This window comes from Amphibiibacter pelophylacis (assembly GCF_037688875.1).
Taxonomy (GTDB): Bacteria; Pseudomonadota; Gammaproteobacteria; order Burkholderiales; family Burkholderiaceae_C; genus Amphibiibacter; species Amphibiibacter pelophylacis.
Genome location: NZ_JAWDIE010000005.1, coordinates 84,626 through 103,144 on the forward strand (window position 1 = coordinate 84,626; position 18,519 = coordinate 103,144).

Sequence of the window (18,519 nt, forward strand, 5' to 3'; positions counted from 1 at the left end):
TCTGGAATTCCTGCTGGCCACGGGCCTGGGGGGCGTCACGGCGGCGGGCGTTTACCTGCTGCTGCGCGGCCGCGTTTTTTCGGTGGTGCTGGGCCTGGCGCTGCTGGGTTACGCGGTGAACATTTTCATCTTCGTCATGGGCCGTCTGTGGCTGGCGCAGCCGCCGGTGCTGGCCGGGTCCAGCCCGCTGGTGGCCGATCCGCTGCCGCAGGCGCTGGTGCTGACGGCCATCGTCATCGGCTTTGCCACCAGCGGCTTCCTGCTGGAACTGGCGCTGCGCAGCTATCACGAGAACGGCAGCGATCACGTGGACGGCCACGGGGAACAGGGCGCTGACGCAAGCCCCTCGACCGGCCCGGATGCAGGAGGCCGATCTTGAACGCGCTGCACGCCCTTTGGCTGGCGCAGGCGCCCGTCCTGCCGGTGCTGCTGCCCATGGCGACGGCGGTGCTGCTGCTCTTTTTGGGCACAGTGCCCACCGGCCATGGCGAGCCCGGCATGCGGCTGCGCCGCCGCCTGGCGCTGGGCTCGGTCGCGCTGGGCGGTCTGGTGGCGATCGGCCTGCTGCTGACGGTGTCCGACGGCACCCTTCTGGTCTACCGCGTCGGCGGCTGGGCGCCGCCTTTTGGCATCGTGCTGGTCATCGACCGCCTCTCGGCGCTGATGCTGGTGCTGACCAGCACGGTGGCGCTGCCCGCGCTGATGTACGCCTGCAGCGGCTGGGATGCGCGCGGGCGGCAGTTTCATGCGCTCTTCCAGTTCCAGCTGATGGGTCTGGCGGGCGCGTTCGTGACCGGCGATCTGTTCAACCTGTTCGTTTTCTTCGAGATTCTGCTGATCGCCTCCTATGTGCTGCTGACCCACGGGCTGGGCCGGGCGCGCACGCGCCAGGGCGTGCATTACGTGGTCATCAACCTGGTGGCGTCCAGCCTCTTCCTGATCGCGCTGGCGCTGATCTACGGCACCACGGGCACGCTGAACATGGCTGATGTGGCTGCGCGCGTGGCGGTGGCGCCGGCCGATCAGGTGGCGGTGCTGCGCGTGGTGGCCCTGCTGCTGCTGCTGGTGTTTGGCATCAAGGCGGCGCTGCTGCCGCTGAACTTCTGGCTGCCGCCCACCTACGCCGCGGCCAGTGCGCCGGTGGCGGCGCTCTTTGCCATCATGACCAAGGTCGGCGTGTACAGCATCATCCGTGTGCACTGGGTGGTGTTTGGCGCGGGCGCGGGCGGACTGGCCGGAGCAGCGGCGCCCTGGCTGCTGCCGCTGGCGCTGCTGACCTCCGTGGTGGGCGTGCTGTCGGCGCTGGCCGCGCACAGCATGGGGCGGCTGGTGGCGACGCTGGCGGTGGTTTCTGTGGGCACCATCCTGATCGGCGTGGGGCTGTTCACGCCGCAGGCGCTGTCGGCAGCGCTCTACTACCTGCTGCACAGCACGCTGGTGGTGGCGGCGCTGTTTCTGCTGGTCGAGCTGATCGCGGCGCAGCGCGGCACGGCGGGCGACCGCCTGGCCCCGGCGCACGCGGTGCGCGAGCCCGTGCTGCTGGGCCTTTTGCTGCTGCTGGGATCGGCCTCGCTGGCCGGGCTGCCACCGCTGCCGGGCTTTCTGGGCAAGGTCATGGTGCTGCAGGCCAGCAGCGGGCTGCCTGCGCAGGCGCTGGTCTGGACGGTGGTGTTGGGCGTGGGCTTTCTGACGCTGATCGGGCTGACGCGCGCGGGCGTCATCGTGTTCTGGCACGTGGAGGACGATCACCCCGGCGCCGCCGTGTCCGCCGGGCGCAGCCCCATGATGCTGGGCGCAACCGTGATCTATCTGCTGCTGGGCGCCGTGATGGCGGTGCTGGCTGCGCCGGTCAAGCACTACACCGACGCCACGGCGGCGCAGCTGATGGACCGCGCGGCCTACCAGCGCGCCGTGCTGCCCGAAAGCCTGGACGGCGCCCTCTACCAGCGGCCTTACACCGGAGAGCGCCCATGAAGCCCCTGCGTCGCCCCCTGTGGCCGCACCCGCTGTGGAGCCTGATCCTGGCCGCAAGCTGGCTGCTGCTCAACCAGACGCTGGCGCCCGGCCACCTGCTGTGGGCGCTGCTGCTGGCCTTTGTGCTGCCCCGCTGGCTGCATCCGTTTCTGCTGCCGGTGGGGCACATCCACTGGCGCTGGCTGCCAGGCCTGGTCGGCGTGGTGCTGTTTGACATCGTCAAATCGGCGCTGATTCTGGGCCGCCAGGTGCTGGGCCGCACCGACACGCTGCAGCCGGCCTGGGTCTGCGTACCGCTGGCCAGCGAGCATGTGCTGGCCAATGCGCTGCTGGCCAGCATCGTCACCACCACACCGGGCACGATGTCGGTGGACATCGATCCGCGCCGCCGCTGCCTGTGGGTCCATGCCGTGCACGCGCCCGACGCGCAGGGCGTGGCCGACGACATCCGCACGCGCTACGAGCGCCCGCTGCTGCGCCTGTTTGGTCTGCCGGAGATGCCGACATGATGCTCATGCACCCCCTGCTGTCGCTGGCGCTGCAGGTCTGCGGCGCCGCGCTGGTGCTGTCGCTGCTGCTGTGCGGCTGGCGCCTGTGGCGCGGCCCGACGCTGATCGACCGCCTGCTGGCGCTGGATACGCTCTACCTCTACACCGTCGCGCTGGTCGTCTGGCTGGGCATGGTGGACAGCACGCCGCTGCTCTTCGAGGCCGCCGTGCTGATCGCGCTGCTGGGTTTTGCCTCGACCGTGGCCGTGGCGCGCTACATCACGCGCGGCGAGGTGATCGAATGACGAAGGAGCGCAGCCATGGCTGAACTGATCCAGATCCTGATGGCGGCGCTGATCCTGGTGGCCAGCGTCTTTCTGGTGCTGGGCGCCATCGGGCTGGTGCGTCTGCCCACGCTTTACATGCGCCTGCACGCGCCCACGCTCACGGCCACGCTGGGCCTGGGCGGCCTGCTGCTGGCCGCGCTGCTGCTGGCGTGGCTTCAGGGGCGGCTGGGTCTGGCGGAAGTCATCATCACGCTGCTGGTTTTTCTGGGTGCGCCGCTGGTCTCCAGTGTGCTGGCCCAGGCGGCGCTGCACCAGGATGTGCCGACCAGCCCGCCGCCGCCGGACGAGCTGCTGCGCGGCCTGCGCGAGCGCTGAAGCGCGGCGCAGGAGCCTTCTCCTGCGGCAGGTCGTCATCAGGGCCTGCGATTTTCTGTGGCAAGGCCCCAAAAAATGTGCGGGATTGCATCCAGCGCCGAATCCGGCCCGTATCAGAAGCAGCCGGGCGCGCTGGACAGCCAGCCGCTGCGGCTCCAAGACCCACACTTCTGACAGGAGCTCCGCATGAACAAGACCCTCAACACGTCCGCCCGCCGTCCCCTGCTCGTGGCTGCCGCCGTGCTGTCCACCCTGACGCTGGGCGCCTGCGCCAGCGGCGACATGAAGGCCGCTGCCAGCCAGATGGGCCAGATGGCCGGTCAGATGGCCAGCACGATGATGAACGGCAGCACCGGCGACACCGTGGCCGTGACGGCGCAGGGCGAGGTCATCAGCGTCAACCGCCAGAATCCCTCGGTCATCGTGACCCGTGCACCGATCACGCTGAACGGCGCGCAGGCCGGTGAAACCGTCGTCGGCATCGACCAGCGCCCCGAAAACGGCTTGATCTACGCTGTGGGCAGCAAGGGCACGATCTTCACCCTGAACGCCGCCAGCGGCAAAGCCGACCGCGTCAGCACCCTGATGACTGGCGAGCCCGGCATGATGAAGCCGCTGGCTCTGGAAGGCAGCGCCTTTGGCGTCGATTTCAACCCCGTCGCCGACCGCCTGCGCGTGGTGGGCAACACCGGCCAGAACCTGCGCATCAACGTCGATACCGGCGCGACCATCGTCGACGGCCGCATCAACCCGGACAGCCTGGGCGCCAGAATCAGCAGCGTGGCCTACACCAACTCGGTGAAGGACGCCAAGGGCAACGCCAACGGCAAGGGCACGAAGATGTACGACATCGACGCCGTCAAGGGCCTGCTGCACAACCAGAGCGACCCCAACGGCGGCAAGCTGGAGGCCGGTGTGGCCATGGGCTGGAAAGCCACCGAGTGGAACGGCTTCGACATCAGCGGCAAAACCGGCCAGGGCTTCGCCGTGCTGGCCAACCCGTCGGGCGAAGTGGCGCTGTACACCGTCAACGTCGACGCCAAATCCATGCCGCTGGGCAAAGTCGGCGCCTTTGGCGACGGCAAAACCGCTCTCGTCGGCCTGACCCTGAAAGATTAATCTCCCTGCCAGAAGCGCAGCCGCCGGCCCGCCCGGCGCTGCCTTTGGTTTGACCGCCCCAAGGCTGAAAGGCTGGGGGAGGTTTTTTTGTGGGTGTCGAATTTAATTTCCGAAAATCCCAAAGACAAAGCAACTGCGTTTCCTTAAATTTTCCGCCCTTGTTCCAAGGTCTCTTGCTGGAGCGTCAGAAACTCTCTCTAGCGCCCGAATCCCTTCATGCATTAAGAATTGAATTTGAATTGCAAGGTCACTGACGCTGGACAAAATAATTTCTGGGATTGATTCCTGAGTGCGTCGAAATGAAGAATCAGGATTCAGTAGGTGTGATAGCGATTCTGGACTGAATGAAATATGCGATGCATGATCATTTAGATGCTCACGCAGGCCCTTGTACTCTCCATTGATTTCTTTTGCACGCTGACCAGCGGAAGGTAGCTTGTTATTGACTGCATCATTCGCCTTTTCAGGAAAAATCCGCATGTACGCCAAAAGCTCAATGCACTCGATTAAGGGACGAAGTAGGGCGCCGGCCTCCTGTGCGTGTCCATCTAGAATCAAGCTGAAGCAGCCATGACCAAGATTTTTTCCTTTCAGCAGGAATAAACCGCAGGCAAGTCCGTAACTCGACGATTTTGATGCGGCCTCATAATAATCGAGGCATCTGTCGATGATTTTCAATGACTCATTGATGATTGCGATGCTGGATGGATTGTTTTTTTGTAGGTGTGCCCACGATTTTTCTCGTGTGCTCCAGATATTCTCAGATGATTCTGTCATGGCATTGCAGTACTTTCGCACCCCGCAGGCCTATGAATCCGCTGTGTGGTCGCCGGATTTTTGATGAGTTTGCTCAATGACCTCCTTGGGCGCACAAGCAGTTCGCCGCCGCAGTTTGGGCACAAGCCATTGAGGATATTGTTGGTGCATGTTGCGCAAAACGTGCATTCAAACGAACAGATACGCGCATCAGTCGAATCTGGTGGCAGATCGGTGTTGCAGCATTCGCAGCTGGGTCGCAACTCAAGCATTTCTATCTCCCTGCAATAGCATTTTAGAATTAGTCAAACGCTCAGCTTGTCGCACAGCAGCCGGTGGCTTCGGCGCCGCCGGCTGCTGCTCCACGCGTTTCAGCGCCGGATCGAGGCAGGCCCAGGCTGGGGCGCTGGCGGAGCAGATGATGGCGGTGGGCTGAATGGAGGCGGGGTTGTCGAGGTTGCCGGTGCGCACCACCCGAAACTGGGGGCGGGCAGATGATCTGGCGAAGAGGTGTGTGCCGCCAGTGGGACAGAACTGGCGGGTGATGTCGTTGCCGCTGTCGGCTTTTTGCGTGTAATCCGACAGGGGGCCGGAAACACTGAGCGCTTCAGCAGCCACCATGACATTCACCGTGCCATTGGCGGCCAGGTGCTGGCAGTCCCGGCACCAGCAGATGCGCGTGGCGAGGGGCTCTGCGCCGAGTTTGAAGTTCACTGGGCCGCACAGGCATCGTCCTGTTCTTTCTGTCATCTGAAAGCTCCGGGATGTTGATTCAAGCCATTGGCACAGCCAATATACGCGATGGGCTGTGCTGACCAGCGTTTGCTCCGCTTGGCTGACCCAGCAGCCAAGGCGGATTTTTTGTACGCTACCATCCCCGCTTTCCTGTCTGCGTCGCGCCTGCGGCGTCTGGCGGATGTGTTCGGGATCACTGCGGGAGCGACGATGCGTCTGATGGGTCTGCTGTATGCCGTGCTGGGACTACTGGCTTTCTTTTGCTCGCTGCTGCCGTTTGCGCGCTTCGAGAATTACGCGCTCACAGTGACCGTGCTTCAGATGGGGGGCGTGTTCAGCCTGCTGTACTTCCTGCCGCTGGCGCTGCTGGTGCTGGGGATGCTGATGTTCACTGGGCGGCCCGGCGCGTGGCGCCTTTGGATGCTGGCGGGTGCGCTGGCCGGTCTTGCCCTGTCGGGCTGGGGCGCCCGGACTGCGCTGGCGCAGCTTGGGCAGGCTGCGACGTCCTTCCAGCTGGGGGCTGACGCTTTGCCCGTGATGGCCAAGGGGGCGTGGCTGTCGCTGATATCGTATGGCCTGCTGGCCGTACTTCTCCTGCTGCCCCGGAAAGGCCGTCGCCATGAAAATCACCGTTGAAACCGTGGCCGCAGCGCCCATCGCCACCGTCTGGGCGGCCTACACCACGCCCGCCGACATCGTGCAGTGGAACAGCGCCTCGCCCGACTGGCACACCACCACCGCGACGGTCGATCTGCGCGAAGGCGGCCGCTTCAGCTCGCGCATGGAGGCCAGGGACGGCAGCATGGGCTTTGATTTTGAAGGCGTCTACACGCGCATCGTGCCGCACGAGCGCATCGAGTATGCTTTTGGCGACCGCGCGGCGCAGGTGGTTTTCACCCCGGAAGCGGGTGGCGTGCGGGTCAGCGTCACCTTCGACGCCGAAACCACCCACCCGGTGGAGATGCAGCAGCAAGGCTGGCAGGCCATCCTGGACAACTTCACGCGGCATGTAGTGGGGCGGGGGTAAGCCTCTCAGCCCTTGGATTGCAGTGCGCGCAGCATGGCGTCGCGCAGGATGGCATTGATGCGGGTCTGGTAGCCCTTGCCTTGGCTTTTTAGCCAGAGCAGCACATCGGAATCCACGCGCACCGTGGTGGCCTGTTTGACTGGGCGGTACAGTGGGTTGCGCACCGCATTTTTCCAGAAGTCTTCAGACAGTGGCGGGATGTCGCTGGTGTCGGTCTCGCTATCGGGTCTTCTGGCCAACGCGTCCAGCTCGTCGCGCTGGACGGCCGTCAGGGCGGGAAGCTGGGTCAGATCAAGCTCGTAGGCCACGGTCTTGCTCATCGCGTTTCCTGCCCCACCACATACGGCCGCATCGCCCGCGCCACCGCGCGCATCACCGGCATGACCACGCTGTTGCCGAACTGGCGGTAAGCCTGGGTGTCGCTGACGGGGATGCGGAAGCTGTCGGGGAAGCCCATCAGGCGGGCGCATTCGCGGGGGGTCAGGCGGCGCGGGCGCTGGTCCGGGCCCTGATCGACCAGGATCTCCGAGCCGTCCTTGTGATAGCGCGCCGACAGCGTGCGCGTGACGCTGTCGCCGTTCACCAGGCCAAAGCCAAAGCCGTTGCCGGCGGCGCGGTGCTTGTCGGCGTAATCCTGCAGATAGCGCCACAGCGTGGGCGTGAGGGTGTAGCGCTCGGGCACGCGCTGCGACTCAAAATCGAAGTAGCGCTGGCCGTCCCAGGGCAGCCAGGGCTCGCTGCCGTCGGTGCGGTGCAGGATGCTGGCGAGGCGCGGGCCGGTTGCGGGCAGCTCGACGGCATCCCACGAGAAATCGGTGGCGCGGTCAAACCCGGCGATCAGGATGCGTTCGCGGTGCTGCGGCGTGAAGTGGCGCCCGTCGATGACGCGGTGGTGGACCTCGTAGCCCAGCTCGTCGCGCAGCGTCTGCAGGATCACGCGCAGGGTGTTGCCGCCGTCGTGCGAGACCAGATTCTTGACGTTTTCCAGCAGGAAGGCGCGCGGGCGCTTGGCGGCGATGATGCGCGCCACGTCAAAGAACAGCGTGCCCTGGGTCAGGTCGGCGAAGCCATGCGGGCGGCCCAGGGCGTTTTTCTTGCTGACGCCCGCGATGCTGAAAGGCTGGCAGGGAAAGCCGCCCAGCAGCACCTCGTGGTCGGGCACGTCCTGGGCCGCAAAGGGCACGATGTCGCCGACCAGCGCATGGCCTTCGCCGTGGTTGGCGCGGTAGGTCTGCTGCGAAAAAGTGTTCCATTCGCTGGTGAAGACGCAGGCGCCCCCCACGGCCTCGAAGCCCAGGCGGATGCCGCCGATGCCGGCAAACAGGTCGATGAAGCGGAACTGGGCGTCAGCCCTGTCTGGCGCGGTGGGCGGCGTGGTGGGCGGCCCCAGCCAGGCCTGAAGCGCTTCGCGCAGGCGCAGCGGTGCGGGCTCGCCCTGACCGGCTTCCCAGCGGCGCAGGGTCTGGGCGTCGTGCCCCAGAAAGCGGGCGATGGCCGCCGGGCCGTGGACGCGCCGCGCCTGGCGCAGCAGATCGGACATGTCGGGTGGGGCGATGCTCATGGCGGCATTATGCGGCCCTGCTACCGGTCGCTCGGGGCGGGCCAGCCGGGGGCCTCAGTCGGCCGGACGCTCGCCCCAGCGCGCTGCCAGCCAGGCGCAGACCATGAGCTGAATCTGGTGAAAGACCATCAGCGGCAGCATCACGCTGCCCAGCATGGGCCCGGCGAACAGCACATGGGCCATGGGCGCGCCGCTGGCCAGGCTTTTCTTGCTGCCGCACATGAAAAGCGTGATGCGGTCGGGCATGGAAAAGCCCAGCACGCGGCCCAGCGTCCAGGTCAGCGTCAGCATGAGCGCCAGCAGCACGCAGCTGGCCAGCACCACGCCCGCCAGCGCCAGCGGCGGCGTGTCGCGCCACAGGCCCTGAACCACGGCCTCCGAAAACGCCGTGTAGACCACCAGCAGGATGGAGCCCTGATCCACGTGCTTGACCAGCGCCGCGCGCTGCTCCAGCCGCTTTTGCAGCCAGGGCCGGGCGAGCTGGCCCAGCACGAAGGGCAGAAGAAGCTGCAGGACGATCTTGCCGATGGCGTCCAGCGACACGCGCGCTTCGCCGCTGCTGTCGATGATCAGGCTGACCAGCAGCGGCGTCAGGAAGACGCCCAGCAGGCTGGAGCCCGAGGCGCTGCACACTGCTGCCGCCACGTTGCCGCGCGCGATCGAGGTGAACGCAATCGCCGACTGCACCGTGGACGGCAGCGCGCATAAAAAGAGGAAACCTATGGTCAGGGACGGCGTCACCAGCGCATCCAGCGGCCGCTGCAGCGCCAGACCAATCAGCGGAAACATCGCAAAGGTGCACGCCGTGATCGCCAGATGCAGGCGCCAGTGCGTCAGCCCGGACATCAACGATTCGCGCGACAGCCGCGCGCCGTGCAGGAAAAACAGCAGCGCCACAGCGGCCGTGGTCAGCGTATTCATCCACTGCGCAGCAGGGCCGTGCACGGGCAGCACGCTGGCCAGCGCCACGCACAGCAGCAGCTTGACGATGAAAGGGTCCATGCCGGGAATGCGCATCGGGGAAATCCTGGAAAGCTCGGAAAAGAATCAAAGGAGCAGGTGGGCGACCAGCGGCAGCACCAGCGCTGAAAAAGCGCCGTTCATCCCCATGGCCAGAGCGGCAAAAGCGCCGGTGGTTTCGTGCAGCTGCAGCGCGCGCGCCGTGCCGATGCCGTGCGAGGTCAGCCCCAGCGCAAAGCCCTGCGCGGCCTGGCTGCCCGCGCCGTCCAGCCGCGCCAGGCGGTAGACGGCCGGGGCCAGCGTGGCGCCCAGAATGCCGGTCAGGATGACCAGAACGGCGGTCAGCGAGGGCAGGCCGCCGGTTTTTTCGGCGATGCTCATGGCGATCGGTGCGGTGACCGATTTAGGCAGCAGCGACGCCTGCACGGCCTCACTGGCGCCCAGGCCGCGCGCGATCAGCACGGCGGAAACCGCCGCCGTCAGCGCGCCGACCAGCAGCGCGCCGGAAATCGGCACAATCAGTGCCTTGATGCGCGGCAGTTGTGCATACAGCGGAATCGCCAGCGCCACCGTTGCCGGGCCCAGCAGGAAGTGCACGAACTGCGCGCCTTCAAAATAGACGGGGTAGGGCGTGCCCGTCAGCACCAGGCAGATCACCACGCCGGTGACGGCCATCAGCACCGGGTTGGCCAGCGGATGAAACTTCAGCCGCCGCGCCAGCGCCTGCGCGCCCACATACACCGCCAGCGTCAGCGTCAGGCCCAGCAGCGGGCTGCGCGACAGGTAAACCCAGACATCGCTGGCCGAAGCAACAGCGTTCATGGGGCGGGGTCTCCGGCCTGCGGGCGCCGGGCGGGTTTCCGGCGCCGCGACAGCCAGCCAAACACGCCCGCCGTCACCACCAGCGACAGCACCGTGCTGCCCAGCAGCGCTGCGGCGATGATTCCGGCGTCCTGGCCCAGCAGGTGGGCGTGGACCAGCACCCCGGCGCCCGCAGGCACAAAGAGCAGCGACAAGTGCTGCAAGAGCGTGCCGGACACCTGGCGCAGATCTTCCCCGGGGCCGCCGCGCCAGACCAGCACGGCCAGCAGCAGGAGCATGCCGATCACCGGGCCGGGCACGCTCCAGCCCAGCGCCACCACCAGCGCCTCGCCGACCAGCTGGAAGCCCAGGAGCAGGGCCAGGGCGGCGATCATGGTGGCCCCCGGCGGGTGGCGCAGCCGGGTCCGGTCGGGTGCGGTGCGTGAATCATGCGTTTATCTTGCCACAAAGCCTGCACGGCTCTGGCGGCGGCGCCCCTGCGGGAGCAGATGGCACCGCTAGAATCGCAACAGATCAAAACCGCTCCAGGAGACCCGCATGACGCCCCAGGAACTGCTCGAACAGTACGGCCCCCGTGAATCCATGCCCTACGACGTGGTCATCGTCGGCGCGGGCCCGGCCGGGCTGTCGGCCGCGATCCGGCTCAAACAGCAGGCGGCGAAGGCCGGACAGGAGATCAGCATCGTGGTGCTGGAAAAGGGCTCGGAGCCCGGTGCGCACACGCTGTCCGGCGCGGTGATGGACCCGCGGGCGCTCACCGAACTCATCCCCGACTGGAAAGAGCAGGGCGCGCCGCTGGTGCAGCCCGTCACCACCGACGAGGTGCTGGTGCTGCGCGATGGCGGTGGCGTCTGGACCACGCCCGCCGCGCTGCTGCCGCGCATTTTCCACAATGAAGGCAATTACATTGTCCGCCTGGGCGACGTGGTGCGCTGGCTGGCGCAGCAGGCCGAAAACCTGGGGGTGGAAATCTTCCCGGGCTTTGCCGCCGCCGAAGTGCTGTTTGACGACAACGGCGCCGTGCGCGGTGTAGCCACCGGCCACCAGGGCCTGGGCAAGGACGGCCAGCCTACCGCCCACTTCCAGCTCGGCATGGAGCTGACGGGCAAATACACCCTGTTCGCCGAGGGCGCGCGCGGCCATCTGGGCAAGCAGCTTATTGCGCGCTACCAGCTGGACGCGGGCAAAGACCCGCAGACCTACGCGCTGGGCGTGAAGGAAGTCTGGGAGATCGACGCGGCGCGCGCGCAGCCGGGTCTGGTCGTGCACACGGCGGGCTGGCCCATGGACACAGCCACCTACGGCGGCGGTTTCCTGTATCACCTGGACAACAACCAGGTCGCGCTGGGCTTTGTCACCGGGCTGGATTACAGCAACCCCTGGCTGAGCCCGTTTGAAGAGATGCAGCGCTGGAAAACCCACCCCGCCATCCGCAAACACATCGAGGGCGGACGCCGCCTGTCCTACGGCGCGCGCGCCATCACCGCCGGGGGGCTGCTCAGCCTGCCTGCCACGGTGTTCCCGGGCGGCGCGCTGATCGGCTGCGACGCGGGCTACCTGAACGCCGCGCGCATCAAGGGCAGCCACGCCGCCATCAAAACCGGCATGCTGGCCGCGGATGCCGTGGCGCAGGCGCTGGCCGCCGGGCGCGAGGCCGATGTGCTGGAGGCCTATCCCAAGGCCTTCGAAGCGAGCTGGCTGCACGAGGAGCTGCACCAGTCGCGCAACTTCAAGACCTGGTTCAAGAAGGGCATGTGGGTCGGGATGGCGATGACGGGTGTCGAGCACTGGCTGCTGCCCAAAATCGGCGTGCAGTCGCCGCCCTGGACGGTGCACCGCCACCAGGCCGACCACACCACACTGCGCCCGGCCGCGAGCTGCGCGCGCATCGATTACCCCAAGCCCGATGGCCAGCTGACCTTTGACCGCCTGAGTTCAGTCTTCATCAGCAACACCAACCACGAGGAAAACCAGCCGGCCCACCTGCGCCTGACCAATCCGCAGGTGCCCACGCGGCTCAATCTGCCGCAGTTTGCCGGGCCGGAATCGCGCTACTGCCCGGCGGGGGTCTACGAGTTCGTGCCCGACGAGGCCGCCGGGGGCAATGCCCAGCGCCTGCAGATCAACGCGCAGAACTGCGTGCACTGCAAGACCTGCGACATCAAGGATCCCAGCCAGAACATCACCTGGGTGACGCCCGAGGGCGGCGGCGGTCCCAATTACGCGGGGATGTGAGCGGCGCCCAACAGGGACCGGACACAGGCCCACTGCGCGCGGGGCTCACGCTATAATGCGCGCTGATCCTCTGACCGGCCTGCCGGCTGCTTCGTCCAGCCGGCTCTTCTTTTTATAACCCCCCGCGTCATGATCCGTGGAGTTCACATGAACCTGATCGAAACCCTGGAGCAGGAAGAAATTGCCCGCCTGGGCAAAACCATTCCCGCTTTCGCCCCCGGCGACACCGTGATTGTCAGCGTGCGCGTCAAGGAAGGCACCCGCAGCCGTCTGCAGGCCTACGAAGGCGTTGTCATCGCCCGTCGCAACCGTGGCCTGAACAGCAACTTCGTTGTGCGCAAGATCTCTAACGGCGAAGGCGTGGAGCGTACGTTCCAGCTGTACAGCCCGCTGCTGGAAAAAATCGAAGTCAAGCGCCGTGGCGATGTGCGCCGCGCCAAGCTGTACTACCTGCGCCAGCGCAGCGGCAAGTCGGCACGCATCAAGGAAAAGCTGTCCTGATGCGGCTTCCCCATCGCTCTCGCGGTGGGGCTTGCCCCCTCCAGCAGGCCGCCATGTGCGGCCTGTTGTCGTTTCTGCCCAGCGTTTTTTGATTTTCTGACTTTCTGGTTTCGCGCCCTGATATGGATCCCGCCCAGTGCCCTGAACTCGGCCGCGATGGCCATCTGCCGCTGCTGCCCGCTTCGCTGTGGCCTGCTTCAGCGCAGGTCGGCTGGGGTGCGGTCTTTGAGCAGATCCGGCCGCTGCTGGCCGACATCGCCCGCGCGGATGACGCCAGCCACGCCACGCAGGGCCTGAACGCGCTCGACCAGCGCCTGGGCCTGATCCGCGGCCGCCCCTGGCCCGACCGGCCCCGGCGCGAAGCAGCGGTGCTGGTCGGCGTCTTCCACGATGGCGGCGCGTGGCGCCTGCTGCTGACCCAGCGCACCGCCACCCTGCGCGAACACGCGGGCGAGATCAGCTTCCCGGGTGGACGGATCGATCCTCAGGACAGCGGCCCCATCGCCGCCGCGCTGCGCGAAAGCCAGGAGGAAGTCGGCCTGGCGCCCGGCGACATTCAGGTGCTGGGCCTGCTGCCGGGCTATGTCACCGTCACCAACTATCGCGTGGCGCCGGTGCTGGCGCAGGTGGATGCCGCTGCGGCCCGCACAGCCATCGCGGCCTCAGCCAACAGCGAGGTCGCTCACGCTTTTGCCGTGCCGCTGGCGCAGGTGCTGGACCCTTGCCAGCACGTCTGGCGCACCTACCGCCGCGAGGGCGTCGAGCGCCGCTTTGTCAGCATGCCCGCGCCCGAGTCGCTGTCCGGCCTTCAGGCGGGGCACGGCCCGATCTGGGGCGCCACCGCGGCCATGCTGCGCAACCTCTATCTGGTGCTGGCGTGGAGCCTGTGCGAAGCCCAGATGAACGCCGCCGCTGCGCTCCACCCCTGGCGCAACGAGTACTGAGCCGTCACGCCCGCCTGCTGCGTCGCGTCTACGCCACGGGTTTTCCCGGGAGACCGGGGTGTCACAAAGCTGTCACAGACGGTCCATAGAGTGGCGACGCGTTGATCTTTCTCTCTCAGATTCCTCCCGGAGCACACATGAAACGACTGACTACCCTGGCCCTGTCCACCGCCCTGCTGCTGGCCAGCCACGCCGCTGTGGCGCAGACCAACACCATCACGGGCGCCGGCGCGACCTTCCCGGCACCGGTGTACGCCAAGTGGGCCGATTCCTTCAGCAAGGCCACCGGGGTGCGCGTCAATTACCAGAGCGTCGGTTCGGGCGCCGGCGTGAAGCAGATCGAATCCAAAACGGTTGATTTCGGCGCCTCGGACGAGCCGACCAAGCCCGAAGACCTGCAGGCCAAGGGCATGGTGCAGTTCCCCACCGTCATGGGCGGTGTCGTGCCTGTGGTCAACCTGCCCGGCGTCACCGCCAACCAGATCAAGCTGACCGGCGACGTGCTGGCCAAAATCTACCTGGGCGAGATCAAGAAGTGGAACGATGCCGCCATCACTGGGCTGAACCCCGGCGTGAACCTGCCAGACCGCGCGATTGCGCCGGTGCGCCGTGCCGACGGTTCGGGCACCACCTTTATTTTCACCAACTACCTGAGCAAGGTCAGCCCCGAGTGGAAGAGCAAGGTCGGTGAAGGCAAGGCCGTGAACTGGCCGGTGGGCACGGGCGGCAAGGGCAACGAGGGCGTGGCGCAGTTTGTGCAGCGTCTGCCGGGCGCCATCGGCTACGTCGAGTACGCCTACGCCAAGCAGGGCAAGCTGGTGACGACGCAGCTGCAGAACGCGGCGGGCAAATTCGTCACGGCCGACGACGACGCCTTCAAGGCCGCCGCCGCCAAGGCCGACTGGAGCAACTCTTTCTTCGCCATCCTGACCAACCAGGCGGGCGAAAAATCGTGGCCGATCTCGGGCGCGACCTTCATCCTGATGCACAAGCAGCAGGCCGATGCGGGCAAGGCCACCGACGTGCTGAAGTTCTTCAACTGGGCGTATGGCAAGGACGGCGACAGCCAGGCTGCGCAGCTGGATTACGTGCCCATGCCTGACAATGTGAAGGCTCTGGCGCGCAAGACCTGGGGCGAGATCAAGGACGGCAGCGGCAAGGCCGTCGCCTGGCAGTAAACCGTCAAGGAACTGGCTCATGCAAGCAGCACACAGCGCAAATCCTGTCCGGCCCGCCGGGACAGCCCGCAGGGCCGGAGGCGGCGCGTTGGGGGACAGCGTCTTTGGCGTTCTCGTCCATGGCGCCACCTGGCTGACGCTGGCGCTGATGGCGGGCATCCTGCTGGTGCTGGTCATCGGCGCCTGGCCGGCCATGCGCGAGTTCGGGCTGTCCTTCGTCTGGACCAACCAGTGGGATCCCGTGCAGGACAAGTACGGCGCGCTGGCCATGGTCATGGGCACGCTGCTGACGGCGCTGCTGGCGCTGCTGATCGCGGTGCCGATCAGCTTTGGCATCGCCATGTTCCTGACCGAGCTGTGCCCGGGCTGGCTGCGCCGCCCGCTGGGCACGGCGATCGAGCTCCTGGCGGCAGTGCCTTCCATCGTCTACGGCATGTGGGGCCTGCTGGTGTTTGGGCCCATCCTGTCCGAATACGTCCAGGTGCCGCTGCAGGACGCACTGGGCAACGTCCCTGTGATCGGGGCGCTGCTGCAGGGCCCGCCCGTGGGACTGGGCCTGTTCGCGGCCGGCATCGTGCTGGCCATCATGGTGATTCCCTTCATCGCCTCGGTGATGCGCGACGTGTTCGAGGTGACGCCGCCCATGCTCAAGGAGTCGGCCTACGGCTTGGGCGCCACGACCTGGGAGGTCATCTCCCGCGTGGTCCTGCCCTACACCCGCACAGGCGTCATCGGCGGCATCATGCTGGGCCTGGGGCGCGCGCTGGGCGAGACCATGGCCGTCACCTTCCTGATTGGCAACGCCAGCCAGTTCAGCTCGCTGTCGCTGTTCGAGCCGGCCACCAGCATCACCGCGACGCTGGCCAACGAGTTCGCCGAAGCCCAGCCCGGTCTGCACCAGGCCTCGCTGATGTATCTGGGGCTGATCCTGTTTTTCATCACCTTTGTGGTGCTGGCGCTGTCCAAGTGGCTGCTGGCCAGCATGAAGCGCAAAGAGGGGAACTGAGATGCCGATGTCTTCCTCCGCAGCTGCGGGCGGTGCGGCCCCCGGCCACCGCCTGTCGGCCACGCTGATGCCCGCAGACAGCCCACTGGCGCGAGCACCGGGCGACCGCCACGGCGGCGCCCCGACCGAGCGCATGCTGCGCGAGCGCCTCTCGCGCCACCGCGCGCGCAAGCGCATCAACCAGCTGGCGCTGGTGCTGTCGCTGCTGGCCATGGCCTTTGGCATGGTCTGGCTGCTGTGGATCCTGTGGGACACAGTGCGCCTGGGCGTGACGGGCCTGAGTGGCGCGGTATTCACCGAATCCACCCCGCCGCCCATGGCGACGGACGGCGGTCTGGCCAACGCCATCGTCGGTTCGCTGCTGATGACCTTCACGGCGACGCTGCTGGGCACGCCCGTCGGCATCCTGTGCGGCATTTACCTGGCCGAATACGCGGGCAAGGGCTGGCTGGGCCGCACGGTGGGCTTTGTCAACGACATCCTGCTGTCGGCGCCCTCCATCGTCATTGGCCTCTTCATTTACTACGGCCTCGTGGCACCGCTGGGCGGTTTCTCGGGCTGGGCGGGGTCGGTGGCGCTGGCGCTGCTGGTCATCCCGGTGGTCATCCGCACCACCGAGAACATGCTCTCGCTGGTGCCCAGCGCGATGCGTGAGGCAGCCTACGCCCTGGGCACGCCGCGCTGGAAGGTCATCCTGAGCATCACCCTGCGCGCGGCCAGTTCCGGCGTGGTCACCGGCGTGCTGCTGGCCGTGGCGCGCATTTCGGGCGAAACCGCGCCGCTGCTCTTCACCGCGCTGAACAACCAGTTTTTCAGCGCCGACATGGGCCAGCCCATGGCCAACCTGCCGGTCACGATTTTCCAGTTCGCCATGAGCCCCTACGAGAACTGGCAGACGCTGGCCTGGGCGGGCGTTTTCATCATCACCATGAGCGTGCTGGCGCTGAACATCATCGCCCGCGTGTTTTTCAGGAACAAGCAGTCATGAGCCAAGCCTCCACCCAGGTCCTGCGCGAGGCGCTGAACGGCCCCGCCAAGATCAGCGCGAAGAACCTGAACTTCTATTACGGCAAGTTCCACGCGCTCAAGGACATCAACCTGAACATCCCGGAGCGCAAGGTCACCGCCTTCATCGGGCCGTCGGGCTGCGGCAAATCGACGCTCTTGCGCACCTTCAACCGCATGTTCGAGCTCTACCCCGAGCAGCGCGCCGACGGCCAGATCCTGGTCGACGACGAGGACATCCTGCACAGCCGCACCGATGTCTCGCTGATCCGCGCCAAGGTCGGCATGGTCTTCCAGAAGCCCACGCCCTTTCCGATGTCGATCTACGACAACATCGCCTTCGGCGTGAAGCTGTTCGAGAAGCTCAGTCGCCACGAAATGGACGAGCGCGTCGAGTGGGCGCTGCGCAAGGCCGCGCTGTGGACCGAGGTCAAGGACAAGCTGAACCAGAACGGTTCCGGCCTGTCGGGCGGCCAGCAGCAGCGCCTGTGCATCGCGCGCGGCATCGCCATCAAGCCCGAGGTGCTTCTGTTGGACGAGCCCTGCTCGGCGCTGGACCCGATCTCCACCGGCAAGATCGAAGAACTGATCACCGAGCTGAAGGACGATTACACCGTGGTCATCGTCACCCACAACATGCAGCAGGCGGCGCGGGTGTCCGACTACACCGCCTACATGTACCTGGGCAATCTGGTTGAATTCGGCGTAACGCGCGAGATTTTCATGAAGCCGAAAAAGCAGGAAACGGAAGACTACATCACCGGCCGTTTTGGCTGATTGTCCCGGCTGATTGAACGTCCTCCAGGAGCACATCCATGAGCGAAAAGCATCTATCCACGCAGTTCGACGCCGAACTCACCTCCATCTCCAGCCAGGTGCTGGAAATGGGCGGCATCGTCGAATCCCAGGTCATCCAGGCCGTTCAGGCCCTGATCGATATGGACAGCGAACTGGCCCAGCAGGTCCACGTCCGCGAAGAGCTGGTCAACCAGCTGGAAATGACCATCGACAGCGATCTGTCGGCGACCATCGCCCAGCGCCAGCCCACGGCGCGCGACCTGCGCCTGCTGGTGGCGGTGTCCAAGACCATCGGCAACCTGGAGCGCGCCGGCGACGAGGCCGCGCGCATCGCCCGCTTTGGCCTGCGCCTGTCCAGCCGCTCGGACGCGGCCATGCTGCAGCAGATGCTGCCGCTGCGCGATCTGACGCTGTCGGCGCGCATGGCGGCCGAATCGCTGCGCAAGGCGCTCGATGCTTTCGCCCGCCTGGACACGGCGCTGGCCATTGACGTGCTGCGCCAGGACGACAACATCGATCACGAGTTCAACGCCATGCTGCGCAAGCTGGTCACGGTGATGAGTGCCAAGCCCGATCTGGTCGAAGCCGGGATCGACCTCATCTTCGTGGCCAAGGCGCTGGAACGCGTGGGCGACCATGCCAAAAATCTGGCCGAACAGGTCATTTATGTGGTGAAAGGCGCTGATGTGCGCCACAATCGCCTCGAAACCATCGAAAAGCGTCTGGCGGCAGGCTAACGCAGGCCATA

24 protein-coding genes are annotated in these 18,519 nt (G+C 66.3%); 16 read left to right on the forward strand and 8 right to left on the reverse strand.

The annotated features are described in order from the left end of the window. Position 1: 1 nt before the first annotated feature. From RV045_RS04455 to RV045_RS04480, 6 genes are all read left to right on the forward strand, one after another. The gene (locus RV045_RS04455; RefSeq protein ID WP_423234642.1) at positions 2-379 is read left to right on the forward strand and encodes a Na+/H+ antiporter subunit C; all 378 of its coding nucleotides are present in this window, start codon (positions 2-4) and stop codon (positions 377-379) included. After that, complete coding sequence (locus RV045_RS04460) at positions 376-1,974, forward strand: monovalent cation/H+ antiporter subunit D (RefSeq protein ID WP_423234565.1); 1,599 nt, start codon at positions 376-378, stop codon at positions 1,972-1,974. Before RV045_RS04455 ends, RV045_RS04460 begins: the two co-directional genes overlap by 4 nt. Then, the gene (locus tag RV045_RS04465) at positions 1,971-2,483 is read left to right on the forward strand and encodes a Na+/H+ antiporter subunit E (protein ID WP_423234566.1); all 513 of its coding nucleotides are present in this window, start codon (positions 1,971-1,973) and stop codon (positions 2,481-2,483) included. The genes RV045_RS04460 and RV045_RS04465 overlap by 4 nt, the downstream gene beginning before the upstream one ends. After that, positions 2,480-2,767 carry a K+/H+ antiporter subunit F gene (locus RV045_RS04470; protein ID WP_423234567.1) on the forward strand — a complete coding sequence of 96 codons (288 nt, stop codon included), beginning with the start codon at positions 2,480-2,482 and terminating at the stop codon, positions 2,765-2,767. Before RV045_RS04465 ends, RV045_RS04470 begins: the two co-directional genes overlap by 4 nt. 15 nt (positions 2,768-2,782) lie before the next feature. Continuing rightward, positions 2,783-3,124: a monovalent cation/H(+) antiporter subunit G gene (gene mnhG, locus RV045_RS04475; protein WP_423234568.1), complete on the forward strand. Its 342-nt coding sequence runs from the start codon at positions 2,783-2,785 to the stop codon at positions 3,122-3,124. Positions 3,125-3,310: 186 nt separating this feature from the next. Further along, positions 3,311-4,243: a DUF4394 domain-containing protein gene (locus RV045_RS04480; RefSeq protein ID WP_423234569.1), complete on the forward strand. Its 933-nt coding sequence runs from the start codon at positions 3,311-3,313 to the stop codon at positions 4,241-4,243. Between the two features lie 102 nt (positions 4,244-4,345). Here the strand turns inward: RV045_RS04480 and RV045_RS04485 are convergent, their stop codons facing one another. Genes RV045_RS04485 through RV045_RS04495 form a run of 3 tightly spaced genes read right to left on the reverse strand, consistent with a single transcriptional unit; the run spans position 4,346 to position 5,749 of the window. After that, positions 4,346-5,020, reverse strand: coding sequence for a hypothetical protein (locus RV045_RS04485; RefSeq protein WP_423234570.1), 675 nt, complete (start codon positions 5,018-5,020; stop codon positions 4,346-4,348). Next, positions 5,017-5,271: a DUF1272 domain-containing protein gene (locus RV045_RS04490; protein ID WP_423234571.1), complete on the reverse strand. Its 255-nt coding sequence runs from the start codon at positions 5,269-5,271 to the stop codon at positions 5,017-5,019. The genes RV045_RS04485 and RV045_RS04490 overlap by 4 nt, the downstream gene beginning before the upstream one ends. Then, entirely contained in the window at positions 5,264-5,749 is a 486-nt protein-coding gene (locus tag RV045_RS04495) for a GFA family protein (protein ID WP_479722903.1), read from the reverse strand. Before RV045_RS04495 ends, RV045_RS04490 begins: the two co-directional genes overlap by 8 nt. Positions 5,750-5,860: 111 nt before the next feature. On the opposite strand from RV045_RS04495, the gene RV045_RS04500 reads away from it, so the two are divergent. Continuing rightward, positions 5,861-6,370, forward strand: a complete 510-nt coding sequence (locus RV045_RS04500; RefSeq protein WP_423234573.1) for a hypothetical protein — start codon at positions 5,861-5,863, stop codon at positions 6,368-6,370. Then, on the forward strand, positions 6,354-6,761 hold the full coding sequence (locus tag RV045_RS04505; protein WP_423234574.1) for an SRPBCC family protein: 408 nt from the start codon (positions 6,354-6,356) through the stop codon (positions 6,759-6,761). Before RV045_RS04500 ends, RV045_RS04505 begins: the two co-directional genes overlap by 17 nt. A gap of 5 nt (positions 6,762-6,766) precedes the next feature. On the opposite strand, the gene RV045_RS04510 is transcribed toward RV045_RS04505, so the two are convergent. Genes RV045_RS04510 through RV045_RS04530 form a run of 5 tightly spaced genes read right to left on the reverse strand, consistent with a single transcriptional unit; the run spans position 6,767 to position 10,478 of the window. Beyond that, a complete protein-coding gene (locus tag RV045_RS04510) occupies positions 6,767-7,081 on the reverse strand; it encodes a BrnA antitoxin family protein (RefSeq protein ID WP_423234575.1) in 315 nt (104 codons plus the stop codon). Beyond that, complete coding sequence (gene dcm, locus RV045_RS04515) at positions 7,078-8,322, reverse strand: DNA (cytosine-5-)-methyltransferase (protein ID WP_423234576.1); 1,245 nt, start codon at positions 8,320-8,322, stop codon at positions 7,078-7,080. The genes RV045_RS04510 and dcm overlap by 4 nt, the downstream gene beginning before the upstream one ends. Before the next feature lie 54 nt (positions 8,323-8,376). Further along, the gene (locus RV045_RS04520; protein WP_423234577.1) at positions 8,377-9,339 is read right to left on the reverse strand and encodes a bile acid:sodium symporter family protein; all 963 of its coding nucleotides are present in this window, start codon (positions 9,337-9,339) and stop codon (positions 8,377-8,379) included. Between the two features lie 30 nt (positions 9,340-9,369). After that, positions 9,370-10,104 carry an LrgB family protein gene (locus RV045_RS04525; RefSeq protein WP_423234578.1) on the reverse strand — a complete coding sequence of 245 codons (735 nt, stop codon included), beginning with the start codon at positions 10,102-10,104 and terminating at the stop codon, positions 9,370-9,372. Continuing rightward, on the reverse strand, positions 10,101-10,478 hold the full coding sequence (locus RV045_RS04530) for a CidA/LrgA family protein (RefSeq protein WP_423234579.1): 378 nt from the start codon (positions 10,476-10,478) through the stop codon (positions 10,101-10,103). Before RV045_RS04530 ends, RV045_RS04525 begins: the two co-directional genes overlap by 4 nt. Before the next feature lie 163 nt (positions 10,479-10,641). Between RV045_RS04530 and RV045_RS04535 the strand changes: the two genes are divergently transcribed. The 8 genes from RV045_RS04535 (at position 10,642) to phoU (ending at position 18,508) form a co-directional block, all read left to right on the forward strand. Next, complete coding sequence (locus RV045_RS04535) at positions 10,642-12,339, forward strand: electron transfer flavoprotein-ubiquinone oxidoreductase (protein ID WP_423234580.1); 1,698 nt, start codon at positions 10,642-10,644, stop codon at positions 12,337-12,339. Between the two features lie 147 nt (positions 12,340-12,486). Next, positions 12,487-12,840 carry a 50S ribosomal protein L19 gene (rplS, locus tag RV045_RS04540; RefSeq protein ID WP_423234581.1) on the forward strand — a complete coding sequence of 118 codons (354 nt, stop codon included), beginning with the start codon at positions 12,487-12,489 and terminating at the stop codon, positions 12,838-12,840. Positions 12,841-12,962: 122 nt separating this feature from the next. After that, positions 12,963-13,784, forward strand: coding sequence for an NUDIX hydrolase (locus tag RV045_RS04545; RefSeq protein WP_423234582.1), 822 nt, complete (start codon positions 12,963-12,965; stop codon positions 13,782-13,784). 137 nt (positions 13,785-13,921) lie between these two features. Continuing rightward, a complete protein-coding gene (pstS, locus tag RV045_RS04550) occupies positions 13,922-14,962 on the forward strand; it encodes a phosphate ABC transporter substrate-binding protein PstS (RefSeq protein WP_423234583.1) in 1,041 nt (346 codons plus the stop codon). A 19-nt stretch (positions 14,963-14,981) separates the two neighbouring features. Next, entirely contained in the window at positions 14,982-15,968 is a 987-nt protein-coding gene (gene pstC, locus RV045_RS04555; protein WP_423234584.1) for a phosphate ABC transporter permease subunit PstC, read from the forward strand. Between the two features lie 133 nt (positions 15,969-16,101). After that, entirely contained in the window at positions 16,102-16,956 is an 855-nt protein-coding gene (pstA, locus tag RV045_RS04560; RefSeq protein WP_423234643.1) for a phosphate ABC transporter permease PstA, read from the forward strand. Continuing rightward, positions 16,953-17,750 carry a phosphate ABC transporter ATP-binding protein PstB gene (gene pstB / locus RV045_RS04565; RefSeq protein ID WP_423234585.1) on the forward strand — a complete coding sequence of 266 codons (798 nt, stop codon included), beginning with the start codon at positions 16,953-16,955 and terminating at the stop codon, positions 17,748-17,750. Before pstA ends, pstB begins: the two co-directional genes overlap by 4 nt. Positions 17,751-17,788: 38 nt before the next feature. Then, on the forward strand, positions 17,789-18,508 hold the full coding sequence (gene phoU, locus RV045_RS04570; RefSeq protein WP_423234586.1) for a phosphate signaling complex protein PhoU: 720 nt from the start codon (positions 17,789-17,791) through the stop codon (positions 18,506-18,508). Positions 18,509-18,519 lie beyond the last annotated feature (11 nt).